The organism is Ruegeria sp. CDSB029 (genome assembly GCF_059611125.1).
Genome location: NZ_JBXWOX010000013.1, coordinates 87,747 through 102,243, shown reverse-complemented (window position 1 = coordinate 102,243; position 14,497 = coordinate 87,747). Strand labels below are relative to the sequence as shown.

11 protein-coding genes and 1 tRNA gene are annotated in these 14,497 nt (G+C 58.0%); 6 read left to right on the top strand and 6 right to left on the bottom strand.

Annotation, left to right across the window (positions count from 1 at the left end; translation table 11 throughout):
• Positions 1-15: 15 nt before the first annotated feature.
• Complete coding sequence (locus AC2FI8_RS15815) at positions 16-1,563, top strand: divergent polysaccharide deacetylase family protein (RefSeq protein WP_496780075.1); 1,548 nt, start codon at positions 16-18, stop codon at positions 1,561-1,563.
• A 45-nt stretch (positions 1,564-1,608) separates the two neighbouring features.
• Here the strand turns inward: AC2FI8_RS15815 and trpE are convergent, their stop codons facing one another.
• The 5 genes from trpE to fabI form a co-directional block, all read right to left on the bottom strand.
• Positions 1,609-3,120: an anthranilate synthase component I gene (trpE, locus tag AC2FI8_RS15810; RefSeq protein WP_496780073.1), complete on the bottom strand. Its 1,512-nt coding sequence runs from the start codon at positions 3,118-3,120 to the stop codon at positions 1,609-1,611.
• 12 nt (positions 3,121-3,132) lie between these two features.
• Positions 3,133-4,974, bottom strand: a complete 1,842-nt coding sequence (locus tag AC2FI8_RS15805; RefSeq protein WP_496780070.1) for a peptidyl-prolyl cis-trans isomerase — start codon at positions 4,972-4,974, stop codon at positions 3,133-3,135.
• Positions 4,975-5,058: 84 nt separating this feature from the next.
• Complete coding sequence (locus AC2FI8_RS15800; protein ID WP_496780068.1) at positions 5,059-6,234, bottom strand: aminotransferase; 1,176 nt, start codon at positions 6,232-6,234, stop codon at positions 5,059-5,061.
• Positions 6,235-6,291: 57 nt separating this feature from the next.
• Positions 6,292-6,801: a xanthine phosphoribosyltransferase gene (gpt, locus tag AC2FI8_RS15795; protein ID WP_058271741.1), complete on the bottom strand. Its 510-nt coding sequence runs from the start codon at positions 6,799-6,801 to the stop codon at positions 6,292-6,294.
• Positions 6,802-6,805: 4 nt separating this feature from the next.
• A complete protein-coding gene (fabI, locus tag AC2FI8_RS15790; RefSeq protein ID WP_496764700.1) occupies positions 6,806-7,612 on the bottom strand; it encodes an enoyl-ACP reductase FabI in 807 nt (268 codons plus the stop codon).
• Positions 7,613-7,747: 135 nt separating this feature from the next.
• Here fabI and pdxH point away from each other — a divergent pair, with 135 nt between their 5' ends.
• From pdxH to AC2FI8_RS15770, 4 genes are all read left to right on the top strand, one after another.
• Complete coding sequence (gene pdxH, locus AC2FI8_RS15785; RefSeq protein ID WP_496780066.1) at positions 7,748-8,353, top strand: pyridoxamine 5'-phosphate oxidase; 606 nt, start codon at positions 7,748-7,750, stop codon at positions 8,351-8,353.
• A gap of 142 nt (positions 8,354-8,495) precedes the next feature.
• Positions 8,496-9,002, top strand: a complete 507-nt coding sequence (locus tag AC2FI8_RS15780; RefSeq protein WP_369934646.1) for a cold-shock protein — start codon at positions 8,496-8,498, stop codon at positions 9,000-9,002.
• A gap of 7 nt (positions 9,003-9,009) precedes the next feature.
• Positions 9,010-9,477 carry a DUF192 domain-containing protein gene (locus AC2FI8_RS15775; RefSeq protein WP_496780064.1) on the top strand — a complete coding sequence of 156 codons (468 nt, stop codon included), beginning with the start codon at positions 9,010-9,012 and terminating at the stop codon, positions 9,475-9,477.
• Positions 9,478-9,520: 43 nt separating this feature from the next.
• Positions 9,521-9,597: transfer RNA gene (locus AC2FI8_RS15770), tRNA-Pro, on the top strand.
• 10 nt (positions 9,598-9,607) lie between these two features.
• Here the strand turns inward: AC2FI8_RS15770 and AC2FI8_RS15765 are convergent.
• On the bottom strand, positions 9,608-10,042 hold the full coding sequence (locus AC2FI8_RS15765; protein ID WP_496780062.1) for a hypothetical protein: 435 nt from the start codon (positions 10,040-10,042) through the stop codon (positions 9,608-9,610).
• 534 nt (positions 10,043-10,576) lie between these two features.
• On the opposite strand from AC2FI8_RS15765, the gene AC2FI8_RS15760 reads away from it, so the two are divergent.
• Positions 10,577-14,197, top strand: coding sequence for a vitamin B12-dependent ribonucleotide reductase (locus AC2FI8_RS15760; RefSeq protein WP_496780060.1), 3,621 nt, complete (start codon positions 10,577-10,579; stop codon positions 14,195-14,197).
• Positions 14,198-14,497 lie beyond the last annotated feature (300 nt).

Here is a 14,497-nt window from a genome sequence, read left to right as displayed (position 1 = left end):
CGAGAGGCAGTTAAGATGGGCGGATTTCTAGGCGGGATGATCGCAGGGGCGGTCGTTGTTGGTCTGCTTGGTGCGGTACTATCCCTGAATACCCCGTTGACCCGAAAACCGGTTGTGAACGCCGAGGCGCCCGAGCCTGCACCGGCGGCGGCCCCCGAGGTCAGCACCGAAGCGGCCGAGACGGTGGCAGATGCCGATCTGGTGACCGCGCCGCCGGTGGCATCCGATGCTTCCAGGGATCAAACGGACAATCTTGCCGGACTGGCGGACGTGGAGACTGTGCCAGACTCTGAGCCGACGATCAGTGAGGCTGTCACGCAGGTCGAAGGGGTCGAAATACCTGACACGGCTGAGGTAACCATATCAAACGAGGCACCGGTTGTGCCGCAGTCGCCTGCGCAATTGCAGCCATTGCCCAGTACCGAAGGTGAGCCGATCATCTCGGAAACCGCGCCCGAGCCGCCGGTTGCACTCAAGGAAGAAGAAACCATCGTTGAGGTTGAGCCGCAGCCTGCGCCGGAGGTTCTGGAAATACTGCCCGAGCCGGAAGTAGAACAGGTGCAGCCCGAAGTTGCTGAGACCCAGCCTGAAGTCGCAGAGGCATTGCCGGCAATCATCGAAACAGAAAATGAACCCGAGCCGAAGCCCGAACCCACGGCAATCGAACCGCAGACGCCTGAGGTCGATCCACTTGAGAACAACCCGATTGCCGTAGAAGGGGAAGAAGACCCGCAGCTTAAGAAGCTGCCCCGGATCGCGGCGGTCCCGCAGATCGGCGGTGAAGAAACGGATACCGACGGTTTGACCGTTGGCAAACGAGTCGTCCCGCTGACTGAACGCGATGACGCGCCGGTCTCCGAAGATGAGCAACCCGCGATACTTCTGCCCGGTAAGCCAATTGATGCCTATGCCGCCAAGTTCGAAAACCCCGAAGCCAAACCGCTAATGTCGATCATTCTGATTGATGATGAAGGGGCCTTTGGAGCCGAGGCGTTGAAGGATTTCCCGTATCCGCTCAGCTTTGCTGTCAGCCCGTCTGACCCTGATGCGGCCGAAAAAATGGCCCGCCATCGCGCAGCGGGTTTCGAGGTTCTGGCCCTTGCCGATTTGCCCAAGGCGGCCAGCGCACAAGATGCTGAGGTTTCGATGGCTGTGTGGCTGGACACTCTGCCGGAAACCGTTGGTATTCTGGAAGGCGTGGGAACTGGAATTCAGGGTAATCGCAAACTGGCCGATCAGGTGGCTGCAATTGCCGGTGATACCGGGCGCGGGCTTATCACCCAGGACAATGGCCTGAACACCGTCCAGAAACTGGCCGCTCGCAATGGCATCCCTTCCGGGGTCATCTTTCGCGACATCGACGGTGCCCGTCAGGACCCAACGATCATGCGACGTTTCTTGGATCAGGCGGCGTTCCGGGCTGGTCAGCAGGGAACTGTTGTCATGTTGGGACGGCTGCGCCCGGACACGATCTCGGCCCTGTTGCTATGGGGACTGGAAGATCGCGGTGGCCGCGTGGCCATGGCCCCGATTTCAGCGGTCATGACGCAAGAAGCTCAGTAAGGCTGATAATGAAAAACGGCTGACCATGAGGTCAGCCGCTATTCTTTAAGAGTTGCCAGAGCCAGTAAACCGGGCCGCGTCTGCAGCCGCACGCCGAATGGCGTTCGATTTGTGAACGGTTTCCATGAATTCGGCCTCGGGGTCGCTGTCATAGACCACGCCTCCGCCTGCCTGAATATAGAGCTTCTGGTCTTTCACGATGGCCGTACGCAGGGCGATACACATATCCATGTCGCCGCCAGCACTGAAATACCCCACACCACCGCCATAAACGCCGCGCTTTTCGGGCTCGAGCTCGTCAATGATCTCCATAGCGCGAACCTTTGGCGCGCCTGAAACGGTGCCCGCAGGCATTCCCGCAAAGAAGGCATCCAGCGCGTCTTTGTCCTCGGCCAACTCACCAACCACGTTGGATACGATGTGCATCACGTGGCTGTAGCGTTCGATGATGAACTCTTCGGTAGGGCGCACAGTGCCGATCTTTGCCACGCGCCCGGTGTCGTTACGGCCCAGATCCAGCAGCATCAGATGTTCTGCCAACTCTTTCTTGTCGGCCAGCAGATCAACCTCGTTGGCCTTGTCCTCTTCGGGGGTCGCGCCGCGTGGCCGAGTGCCGGCGATGGGGCGGATCGTGACCTCATCTCCGAAAACGCGGACCAGAATCTCGGGGCTGGCGCCCACGACCTGAAAGCCGCCAAAGTTGAAATAGAACATGAAGGGCGACGGGTTCGTGCGCCGAAGCGAACGATAGAGCGCGAAGGGAGGTTGCGGAAAGTCCTGAGTCCAGCGCTGTGCCGGAACAACCTGAAAGATGTCGCCCGCGCGGATGTATTCCTTGGCCTTTTCGACCGCTTCTAAATAGCCGGATTTGGTGAAATTCGACGCCGGTGCCGCGACCTCGGACGCATCGCCAAGATCGCGCGTCTCGGCGGGCATGGCGCGTTCCAGATCGCGCACCGCGTCCATGACACGTTCTGCGGCCTGTGCATAAGCAGCCTTGGCCGACTGGCCCTCGCTGACCCATGCAGGTGACACAACCGTAACCTCGCCCTTAACGCCGTCCAGCACTGCAATGACCGAGGGTCTGAGCATGATGGCATCAGGCAGGCCAAGCGGATCGGGGTTCACGTCGGGCAGGTATTCCACCAGCCGCACCATGTCATAGCCGAGATAGCCGAACAGCCCGGCAGCGGCCTGGGGCAGGTCGTCCGGCAGGTCGATCTTACTTTCCGCCAGCAGCGCTCGCAGGTTATCCATCGGGTTGCCGGTTTGGGGTGAGAACGCATCGGGGTCGAACCGCGCCGAGCGGTTCAGCTCGGAGGTCTCGCCTTGGCACCGCCAGATCAGGTCCGGCTTCATCCCGATGATCGAATAGCGGCCACGAACCTCACCACCGGTAACCGATTCCAACATGAACGCGTCTTTCTGCGCGCCTGTCAGCTTGAGCATCAAGGAAACCGGCGTGTCCAGATCAGCGGCTAAGCGGGTGTAGACAACCTGATTCTCGCCTGCCTCATAGGCGCGGGCGAAGCTGTCGAAGTCGGGGGTCAACGCCATATTCAGTCTCTTTTAATAGCTCGCCTGAACAGCATTCAGGGCCTGCTGATCCACGACGGGACGGGCACGGACCTGTGCATCGCGGACAAACGCATCAAAGATGTTCTGGGCCAAAGCCTGATCCAACTGGGCGGTAAGGGCCGCTTGCACCTGACGCAGTTCATCTGTTTCGGCAGGCGGCAACAGTTCATCCAGACGCACGATAAACGCGGTTCCGGCACCGGGAATGACGCGCAGGCCACCTTGCTCCATTTCAAAGACCTGAGTCATGAAATCTGCAGGTACATCTTGCAAAAAGGCCGTGCGGGTCAGGGCGTTTTCTACCCGGAACGGCAATCCGGTAGCCGTAAAGTCACCATCGGTCTGCACCTGCTCCAGAACAGCATTTGCCTGTTCTTCCAACGCCTTGTTGGTTTCGGCCTGGGTCCAGGCGGCAACAACGCGGTCACGTGCAGACTCAATCGGTTCCGGCCGGGGTTCAAGGACCTCATTCAGGCGCAGGGCAAAGATCGAGCCATCTTCAAGAAACGCTACCTCGGGAAAATCGCCGTCCTGCACGGCTTCGGCTGCACTACGGAACTCGTCATAGGCGGCGACGCCTTCACCGGTTTGCGCGGTCCAGTCGATCTGGCCCAGCTCCATTTCGGTCTCGGACGTCAGTTCTTCCAAAGTCGCGCCGCCGGCCAGCAGGTCATTGATGTCCTCGGCCTGCGCCTCGATCTGGCGGCGGGCGCGATCGGCTGCCAATTCCTCGCGCAGGGCAGGGGCGGCATCTTCAAACGACGTGTTGTTTTCGGCAAGCGAGCCATTGATGCGGAACAGCGCCGGTCCGAAGGTGGAAGGCAGCGGGCCGACAACAGCGTCCAGATCGGCAGCAAAGACACCATCGGCGGCTTCGCCCAGATCCTCGCGGGTGACGTCGCCAAGATCGATATCGCTGAGCTCAAGCTGGCGATCCCGCACCAGTTGTTCGAAGGTTGCACCGCCGACCTCTAGCTGAGCCATGGCCGTTTGTGCTGCTTCTTGATCCGGAAAGGTCAGGCGTTCAACTAGGCGACGCTCGGGCTGTTGGAATTCAGCCGCGCGCTGTTCGTACAAACGCTTTACCGAATCCTCGTCGACTTCCACGTCGTCGAGCAGCATTTCGGGTGACAGGATCGCATAAGTCAGCTTTTTGGTGCGAGGCAGGGTGAACAGCTCAGTGTTCTCATCATAAAACGTTTGGACCTGCTCGTCGGTCGGGGCGGCAACAGGTGCGGGCAGGGCGTCAGGAGCCAAAGTTGCGACGGTGAAGCTGCGGCGGGCACCAACGTAGTCGGTCAACACCTGCGTGAGGGTTTCGGGCATCTTCACACCGCTAACCACGGCACTCTGCACGATTGTGCGGGATGTTTCCTTGCGCAGGTCCGATTCGAACTCGGTATCGGACATGCCGACCTGTTCCAGTTGGAACTGATACGCGTCGCGGTCAAATGTACCGTTGACGCCCTGAAAAGCTGGAATCGCAACAATTTCTTCCTGCAGGTTCTCATCACCGATCGAGATACCCAACAAACCGACCTCATTGTCCAGCGCTGCTAAAGCCGTCAGGCGCGACAAGGCAAGACGATCCAGACCAAACTCAATGGCCTGCGACATTTGCAAAGGCTGGCCTGTCTGTTGTTCAACCGCGCGGATCTCGCGCTGCAGCTCGCGGACATAGTCATCAACCGAGATATCCTCGTTCCCGACCTGGGCCACCGAACGCACGGTGCCAGAGAGGCTGGTTGCGCCAAACCCTGCAAGTCCGAGCATCAAAAGGCCCATGAGAATCCAGACAAAGGTCTTTGATAACTTTTTTACGCCTGCGGCCATTGTGCCCTCTTCGTGCTTTTGTCGGCAGGTAACTGCCCCGTCGGTTGCGGCCCTGAATACGACGCGCACCGTCGGGGAGCAAGCTCAGAAGGACAGAGCAGCCAGCCGTTCGAACAATTGCCCCAATCCGGCGCGGTCCAGATTGGCAAATGCGATACGAACCTGACGTTTTCCGGCCGCATCATTTTCGGGCATGAACATTGTGCCGGGCAGCAGCAGGATGCCGGCCTCGGGGACCAGTCGTTGGGCCAGTTCGTTCGATGGGATATCGAACGGGTGTTCGAAATAGGCGAAATAAGCGCCCAGACCCAGCAGCCGCCAACCCTTGTCCGTCAGGCTTGGCAACAGCTCGGCAATTGCGGCGCGGCGGTCGAGGATCTCATCCCGTTCACCTGCCAGCCATTGCGACAGGTTCTGCATTCCCCAAAGGGCTGCGTGCTGGCCAATCTGGCTTGGGCAGATGGCGACCGTGTCCAAAAACTTTTCAATCTCGGATAGCAGGTCAGTGCCGGTCGCAATCGCGCCGACACGGTGGCCGGTCAGCCTGTATGCTTTGGAAAAGGAATAGAGGTGGATCAGGGTTTGATCCCAGGCAGGCTGGGCGAACAGGTCATGCGGTGGGCCGCTGCGGCTGTCGAAGTCCCGATATGTTTCGTCCACGATCAGCCGGATGCCGACCTCCTGCGCAAGATCAAAGAATGCGCGCACCAAAGGGGCAGGGTATTCCACTCCGCCGGGATTGTTCGGGGTCACCAGAACGATAGCGCGTGTTTTGTCAGTAATCAGGGCAAGGGCTGCGTCCGGATCGGGCAGCAGAGCGTGATCGGTTGGCAGATCCACGGTTCGGACGCCTGCCATGTCCAGCCACATCTTGTGATTAAAGTACCAGGGCGTCGGAACAATCACCTCGGCATCCTGATCGGTGATTGCTGTGATCGCAGCCGCAAATGCCTGATTGCAGCCCGAGGTGATTGCGACCTGATCGCTGGACACCTGCGCGTCATATTGAGTCCCGATCTGACGGGCGAGTTCAGATCGCAAGGCAGGATTGCCCAGAACCGGCCCGTAAAGATGGGCGCTGTCTTCGGTCACGGCAAAGCTGGCAATCGCTTCGCGCAACGCCAGGGGCGGTGGATCGACCGGGGCCGCCTGGCTGACGTTGATCAGGGGACGGTCATCAGGAAACTCCACCCCCTCCAACCAGCGCCGCGCCTCCATGACCGGAGGGGCAAATGTCGCGGTGGTACGGGACTGGGTCATGACGGGCCTGTCCTTTGTAAGGCTTTGCCTCACTCTTTGTGGGTTGAGAGGGTTCTTTTAGTCGGTCCCGCGGTAGGGCTCGACATATTGCAGGGCCATATCCCAAGGGAAAAAGATCCAGGTGTCCTGGCTGACCTCTGTGATGAACGTGTCCACCATCGGACGACCCTTGGGCTTGGCGTAAACTGTCGCGAAATGCGCTTTGGGGTACATTGCGCGCACCAGCTCCAGCGTTTTGCCGCTGTCGACCAGATCGTCGATAATCAGAATACCTTCGCCGTCGCGCATCAGCTGGGCATCGGGGGCTTTCAACACCTCGGCTTCGCCTTGGTCCTGATGGTGGTACGAGCGCACGCTGACTGTGTCGACGGTGCGAATGTCCAGCTCGCGGCTGACGATCATCGCAGGTGCCATACCACCACGGGTGATGGCCACAACTGCGCGCCATGCGCCGTCATCCGGGCCTTGCCCGTCCAAACGCCAGGCCAAGGCGCGGGAATCACGGTGAATCTGATCCCAGCTGATGTGAAACCCTTTTTCGTGGGGCAGGCGATCCTTGGCGCTCATGTCTTTATCCCTTTTCGACGTCAGGTGCGTCGACGGCTTTCATGCCGACAATGTGATAACCCGAATCCACATGCAGGTTTTCACCGGTCACGCCGCTGCTGAGGTCAGACAGAAGATACAGAGCTGATTTGCCGACATCGTCGATGGTCACGTTGCGACGCAGGGGCGAGTTATACTCGTTCCATTTCATAATATAGCGGAAGTCGCCGATACCGCTGGCGGCCAGCGTCTTGATCGGACCGGCCGAGATCGAATTCACGCGGATACCGTCCTTGCCCAGATCCTCGGCCAGGTATTTGACCGAAGCCTCAAGCGCGGCTTTGGCGACACCCATCACGTTATAGTGCGGCATCACCTGCTCAGCACCATAATAGGTCAGAGTAATTGCGCTGCCGCCCTCGGACATCATCTTCTCGGCCCGTTGCATCACGGCGGTGAAGGAATAGACCGACACGTCCATGGTCAGTTTGAAGTTCGCACGCGACGTGTCGACGTAGCGGCCCCGCAGTTCGTTCTTGTCCGAAAAACCGATGGCGTGAACAACAAAGTCCAGCTTGCCCCATTTCGCTTCCAAAGATGTGAAGAGCGCATCAATCGATTCTTCGTCACTGACGTCGCAGGGCAGAACAATTTCGCTGCCAAGCTGTGCCGCCAGTGGATCAACGCGTTTCTTAAGTGCGTCGCCTTGATATGAAAAAGCCAGCTCCGCGCCGGATTCGGACAAAGCACGGGCTATTCCCCATGCGATTGATTTATCATTGGCCAGTCCCATGATGAGGCCGCGTTTGCCGGCCATCAACTGATTTGACATGTTTGGTTCTCCGCCTGTCTTCGCGTTATGTTGGGATGGTTTATGCCATTGGGTGCGCTGCATCAAGGCCGCGCGCTCTTGCCCGTGGCGGGTTCTCGCCCTAGGGTGGACTTTATTAGTTTCCAGGGGATGGGAATGAGCGAACGTAGCGGCATATTTGCCGGCACCGATCCGTTTGAAATAGCGGGGCGGTGGCTGGCTGAGGCCAAAGAGAATGAACCGAACGATCCGGATGCGATCGCTTTGGCGACCGTCGATTCGGACGGCATGCCGAATGTGCGCATGGTTCTTCTGAAAGAGATCGAACCGGCGGCTTTTGTGTTCTACACCAACTACGAAAGTGCCAAGGCGGCCGAGTTGGACAGCGCCGGAAAAGCTGCGTTTGTGATGTATTGGAAATCTCTGCGGCGGCAAATCCGAGTTCGTGGTACAATAACCAGAGAAAGCGGGCCGCAGGCAGATGAGTATTATGCGTCCCGCTCGCTAAAAAGCCGATTGGGGGCCTGGGCGTCCAAGCAGTCTCAGCCTCTCAGCAGTCGCTCGGTTCTGATGGCCGAGGTGGCCAAGGTAACAGCCAAGTTGGGCCCGAACCCGCCACGCCCGCCGTTCTGGGGCGGCTATCGGCTGGTGCCAACCGAAATCGAATTCTGGGCCGATGGGGCCTTTCGGTTGCACGACAGGTTCCGATGGCAGCGGGATCAAGTGGGTTCCGACTGGCAGATACAGAGGTTGAATCCATGACGTTCGCGTATCGTGAAATGCAAGAGGCCGAAAACAAAAGGTTTTTTCAGCTTGAATTTGCGCGCCATTCCCATACACATCGGACCCTTAACGAAATGACAATTTTCGCGATGGGAACGCCGTGCCAGAAGATCTGAACAACATGTACCGCGTCCGTGGACACGTGAAATGGTTCGACCCTGCAAAGGGATTCGGATTTGTTGTGTCTGATGAGGGCGGTCCGGATATTTTGTTGCACGTCAATGTGTTGCGCAATTTCGGCCAAAGTTCGGTCGCGGATGGTGCGGGCATAGAAATCATGACCCATCGCACGGACCGTGGTGTTCAGGCGGTTGAGGTCATCAGTGTCGATCCGCCCGCCCGGACGGACACGATGATGCTGGCTGATTTTGCCGAGCTTGATCCTGTTGAGATCGCCGCTGCCCCGCTAGAGGCCGCGCGAGTCAAATGGTTCGACAAAGGCAAAGGCTTTGGGTTTGCCAATGTTTTTGGCCGCGGTGAAGACGTGTTCCTGCATATCGAAGTGCTGCGCCGCTCTGGCCTGTCGGATCTGCAGCCGGGCGAGGCCCTCGCGATGCGTGTCATTAGTGGCAAGCGTGGACGTATGGCGGCTCAGGTATTGGCCTGGGAAGCTGCTTTGGACGACTGAGTGATTCATGCCAAAGTTTCTTCCGGGTCTATTAGCGATTTTGTTGCTTTGGTCCGGAATGACCTGGGCTGCGTGCAAGCCTGATCAGATCGACATCAAGAACGACTCGGCGCAGATCCGATTCAATATCGAATTGGCGATTAGCCCGCAGGATCGGTCGCGTGGACTGATGTTCCGCGAGTCGCTGCCAAACCGTTCGGGCATGCTGTTCGTTTTTGACCCGCCGCAACCGGTGGTGTTCTGGATGAAGAACACACTGATTCCCTTGGACATCATTTTTATCGATAGGGCTGGGACCGTGACGCATGTTCATCAAGGTGCGATTCCCGGTGATCTGACACCAATCGAAGGTGGCGATTCCGTCTTTGCGGTTTTCGAAATCAACGCGGGACTCGCCGCGCGCTACTCAATTAAGCCCGGAACCGTCATGCGACACGAAATTTTTTCGCAAGGTCCTGCAATTTGGTCCTGTTAGGGCTTTTCAAATCAGATTGGCATGGTTAGGAAGGCGCACGGTTCGGGGCGTGGCGCAGTCTGGTAGCGCACCTGTTTTGGGTACAGGGGGTCGTAGGTTCGAATCCTGCCGCCCCGACCACTTCTTCCACTTATGTTGGCGATCCACCCAACGCTTGGTAAAGCGCGCCAAGCGCCTTATCCAGCGTTTCGCTTTCCACTGGTACTTTGACCGACGGGCCGCTTTTGCGTGGGACGTTGAAATACAGCTCGGCATCGACGCGGTAGCCCGAGTTGTTCTTGGTCGTTGTTAGCCGCATCACGCTTTTGGGCAGGTCCTGAGGGTATCCGTCATAGTTGAGAATCAGAAACGCGGTTGTGTCCGGGGGCAGAAACTCGGTGCATTCAAATACCCGATTCCCTTTTTTTTCAAAGCGCTCCCCCGGGCCGTCGCAGCTGATCTCGAACGTGTCGAACAGTTTTTTTGGGTAGCTGTCGAATTGAGCGCTGCGAGCCGGTGGGGGCACATCTTGTGGTGTACAGGCCACGATCAGGGCCAGAATCGGAATTAAACGTAACAACGACATCTGTCCGTTCCCCTTTGAGTGATCGCGCCCGGCGGTCTACCCAGCGCCGCGGTCCAAAATGACCGCTTCGTGATTCTACGCCAACGTAGACACCTTAGCGTTAGATTATCAAATTCCGATAACTGTGCGGGGAAACACAGTTAATTTACCTACGGGTTTTTGGAATCGCTGGGTGGACTTGGTGGATGAAACTGTGGAGGAATCAGAACAGGGTGTCCCGAAGCAAGTTGTCAGAAATGGGTCAACACAAAAGATATCAAAAATGACCTAAAAATGGCGTTGACGATCTATGGGTGGATACGCCAAGTTGTATGGGCCGGAAGGGATGCCACAAAATCTGGTACCAAAACCAGTATAAGGCACAGGGCGAGGGTCGGAAAGCACATCATAGTAACGTGCAACCGTTTGATCGGTTTTGCGCTGCGGAATGCAGCGGCTGGTCAATTGCGCCCAATTTTATACGGCATGGCGATCGGTCCGCGTCTGAGGACCTGACGCTGAAAGACAAGTTGATTGAATCTAGGGCGTGCGGACATGAAGATTGACAGGAAATTTACGAAACCGGGGCAGGACGCTTATGCGGAACTGGACTTTGTCTCAGCAACGTCTGAGATCCGAAACCCGGATGGCACCATCGTTTTTCGCCTGGACAACATCGAAGTGCCCACGCGCTGGAGCCAGGTTGCCAGCGACGTCATTGCGCAAAAGTATTTCCGCAAAGCAGGCGTCCCGTCCAAGCTGAAGAAAGTTAAGGAAAAAGACGTCCCCGAATTCCTGTGGCGTTCGGTCCCCGCCGATGGCGCAGAATTTGATGGCGAGACGTCTTCGAAGCAGGTTTTTGACCGCCTTGCAGGAGCCTGGGCTTATTGGGGCTGGAAAGGTGGCTATTTCTCGACCGAGGAAGATGCGCGCGCTTACTTTGACGAGATGCGTTATATGCTGGCGACACAGCGCGCCGCGCCGAACAGCCCGCAGTGGTTCAACACCGGTCTGCACTGGGCTTACGGAATCGACGGTCCTGCGCAGGGTCACCACTATGTCGACTACAAAACCGGCAAGCTGACCAAGTCGAAATCCGCTTACGAACATCCGCAGCCGCACGCATGCTTCATCCAGTCCGTTGATGATGATCTAGTGAACGAAGGCGGCATCATGGATCTATGGGTGCGCGAGGCGCGCCTGTTTAAATACGGCTCGGGTACCGGGACCAATTTCAGCCACTTGCGCGCAGAAGGCGAAGCACTGTCAGGTGGCGGCAAGTCCTCGGGCCTCATGGGCTTTCTCAAGATCGGCGACCGCGCCGCTGGCGCGATCAAATCAGGCGGGACAACCCGTCGAGCAGCAAAGATGGTAATCGTCGATGCCGATCACCCGGACATCGAGAAATTCATCGAATGGAAGGTGATCGAAGAGCAGAAGGTGGCCTCGATCGTTGCCGGATCGAAGATGCACGAGAAGATGCTGAACGGCATTTTCGAGGCCATCCGCTCATGGGATGGTGCGCGGGACGATGCGTATGATCCCAACAAGAATGACAGCTTGAAGAAAGCGGTTCGCGAGGCCAAAAAGGTTGCGATCCCCGAGACTTATATCAAGCGCGTGCTTGATTATGCAAAGCAGGGCCACGACAGCATCGAGTTCCCGACCTACGATACGGATTGGGATTCGGAAGCCTACAGCTCGGTCTCGGGCCAGAACTCGAACAACTCGATCCGTGTGACCAACGCATTCCTGACCGCAGTTGAAAAAGATGCGGATTGGGAACTGATCAACCGGACGGATGGCAAGGTTTCCAAGACCGTCAAGGCGCGCTATCTGTGGGAGAAAGTCGGCCATGCGGCATGGGCCTGTGCTGATCCGGGTATCCAGTTCCATGACACCGTTAATGAATGGCACACTTGCCCCGAAGACGGGGCAATCCGCGGCTCGAACCCTTGCTCGGAATACATGTTCCTCGATGACACGGCCTGTAACCTGGCGTCGATGAACCTGCTGACCTTCCTCAAGGATGGTGAGTTCCAGGCGGAAGACTACATGCACGCCTCGCGCCTGTGGACCCTGACGCTGGAAATCTCAGTCACGATGGCGCAGTTCCCATCCAAAGAAATCGCGCAACTGTCCTATGATTTCCGCACCTTGGGTCTGGGCTATGCCAACATCGGCGGTCTGCTGATGAACATGGGTTACAGCTACGACTCGGATGAGGGTCGGGCGATCTGTGGCGCACTGACCGCGATCATGACCGGCGTGGCCTATGCCACCTCGGCCGAGATTGCCGGAGAGCTTGGACCCTTCAAGGGCTACGAGCGCAACGCAGACAACATGCTGCGTGTCATCCGCAACCACCGCCGTGCCTCGCAAGGTGTGACCGATGGGTATGAGAAACTGGCCGTGAAGCCGGTGCCTCTGGACCACGGCAATTGCCCGGACAAGCGTCTGGTCGATCTGGCGATGTCGGCTTGGGACGAGGCGCTGAGCCTTGGCGAAAAGAACGGATACCGTAACGCGCAAGCCACGGTGATCGCGCCCACTGGGACCATTGGTCTGGTGATGGATTGCGACACGACCGGGATCGAGCCGGACTTTGCACTGGTGAAGTTCAAGAAGCTTGCGGGTGGTGGTTACTTCAAAATCATCAACCGCTCGGTGCCGTCGGCGCTGGAAAAGCAGGGCTATTCCTCGTCTCAAATTGAAGAGATCGTGGGTTACGCGGTTGGCCACGGCACCATCGGCAACGCGCCGGGGATCAACCACACCTCGCTGACCGGTCACGGGTTTGGCCCAAATGAGCTGGCCAAGGTGGATGCTGCACTGGAAAGCGCCTTTGATATCCGGTTCGTCTTCAACCAGTGGACACTGGGCGAGGATTTCTGCACCGGCGTTCTGGGCATCCCGGCGACCAAGCTAAATGATCCGACCTTCGATCTGCTGCGCCATCTGGGCTTTACCAAGGCGGATATCGACGCGGCCAACGACCATGTCTGCGGCACCATGACGCTGGAAGGCGCGCCGCACTTGAAGGAAGAGCATTATTCGATCTTCGACTGCGCCAACCCGTGCGGCAAGAAAGGTAAGCGTTTCCTTGGCGTTGATAGCCACATCACCATGATGGCTGCGGCCCAAAGCTTCATCTCGGGTGCGATCAGCAAAACGATCAACATGCCGAATGACGCGACCATCGAGGATTGCCAGAAGGCTTATGAGCTCAGCTGGTCGCTCGGTGTGAAGGCCAATGCGCTATACCGTGACGGCTCGAAACTGTCGCAGCCTCTGGCGGCAGCGCTGGTCGAGGACGACGACGAGGCGGCAGAGGTGCTGGAGAGCGGCACGGCCCATGAAAAAGCCGTCGTTCTCGCCGAAAAGGTCATCGAGAAGGTCGTCGTCAAGGAAATCATCCGCAGCCATCGTGAGAAACTGCCGCATCGCCGCAAGGGGTATACCCAGAAAGCGATCGTCGGTGGCCACAAGGTCTATCTGCGGACAGGTGAGTTCGAAGACGGCAAGCTGGGCGAAATCTTCATCGACATGCATAAGGAAGGCGCTGGCTTCCGGGCGATGATGAACAACTTTGCCATCGCAGTGTCGGTTGGCCTGCAATACGGTGTGCCGCTGGAAGAATTCGTCGACGCCTTTACCTTCACCAAGTTCGAACCGGCGGGAATGGTGCAGGGCAACGACTCGATCAAGAACGCGACGTCGATCCTGGATTACATCTTCCGCGAACTGGCCGTGTCTTATCTGGACCGCACCGATCTGGCCCATGTGAAACCCGAAGGTGCCACATTTGATGATCTGGGCCGGGGCGAGGAAGATGGTCTGTCCAACGTATCCGAAATCAGTGACAGCGCCGCGTCCAAGTCCTTGGAGGTGTTGAAACAAATAAGCTCGACCGGTTATCTGCGCAAACGTCTGCCGCAGGATCTGGTGGTGTTCAACGGCGGCCAACCCGAAGTGAACGGCATGGCAGAACCGGCCGCGCAATTCGAAGTTCCGGTTGCGGAAACTGCCGTTGCCACGGGCATGGACGCACGGACCAAGGCCAAGATGCAGGGGTACGAGGGCGATCCTTGCGGCGAATGCGGAAATTACACGCTGGTGCGCAATGGCACCTGCATGAAGTGCAACACCTGCGGGGCAACCAGCGGGTGTAGCTAAGGAAAACGCCCCGTCAGGCGGGGTGTAGGGATCAGGGTTTCCCCTCGGATGTCCGATCCCGACGAACACGGAGCAAGGCGTTGAGACTTACCAAATACGCCTTGGTCCACTCGGTCGACATGCCCGTGTCGACCGGGAACAGGGTGGGGCGGAATATTTGCTCTTTCCCACTCTCTCACGGGACGGGTGCGCTCGTCCCATGCGACGTCCAGGCCGCAGGCAAACAAAACACCGGGCGGTCAACGAATGGAGCCTGGATGGCGAAACTGACAGGGGGCTTCGGTCCCCTTTCTTTTTGCC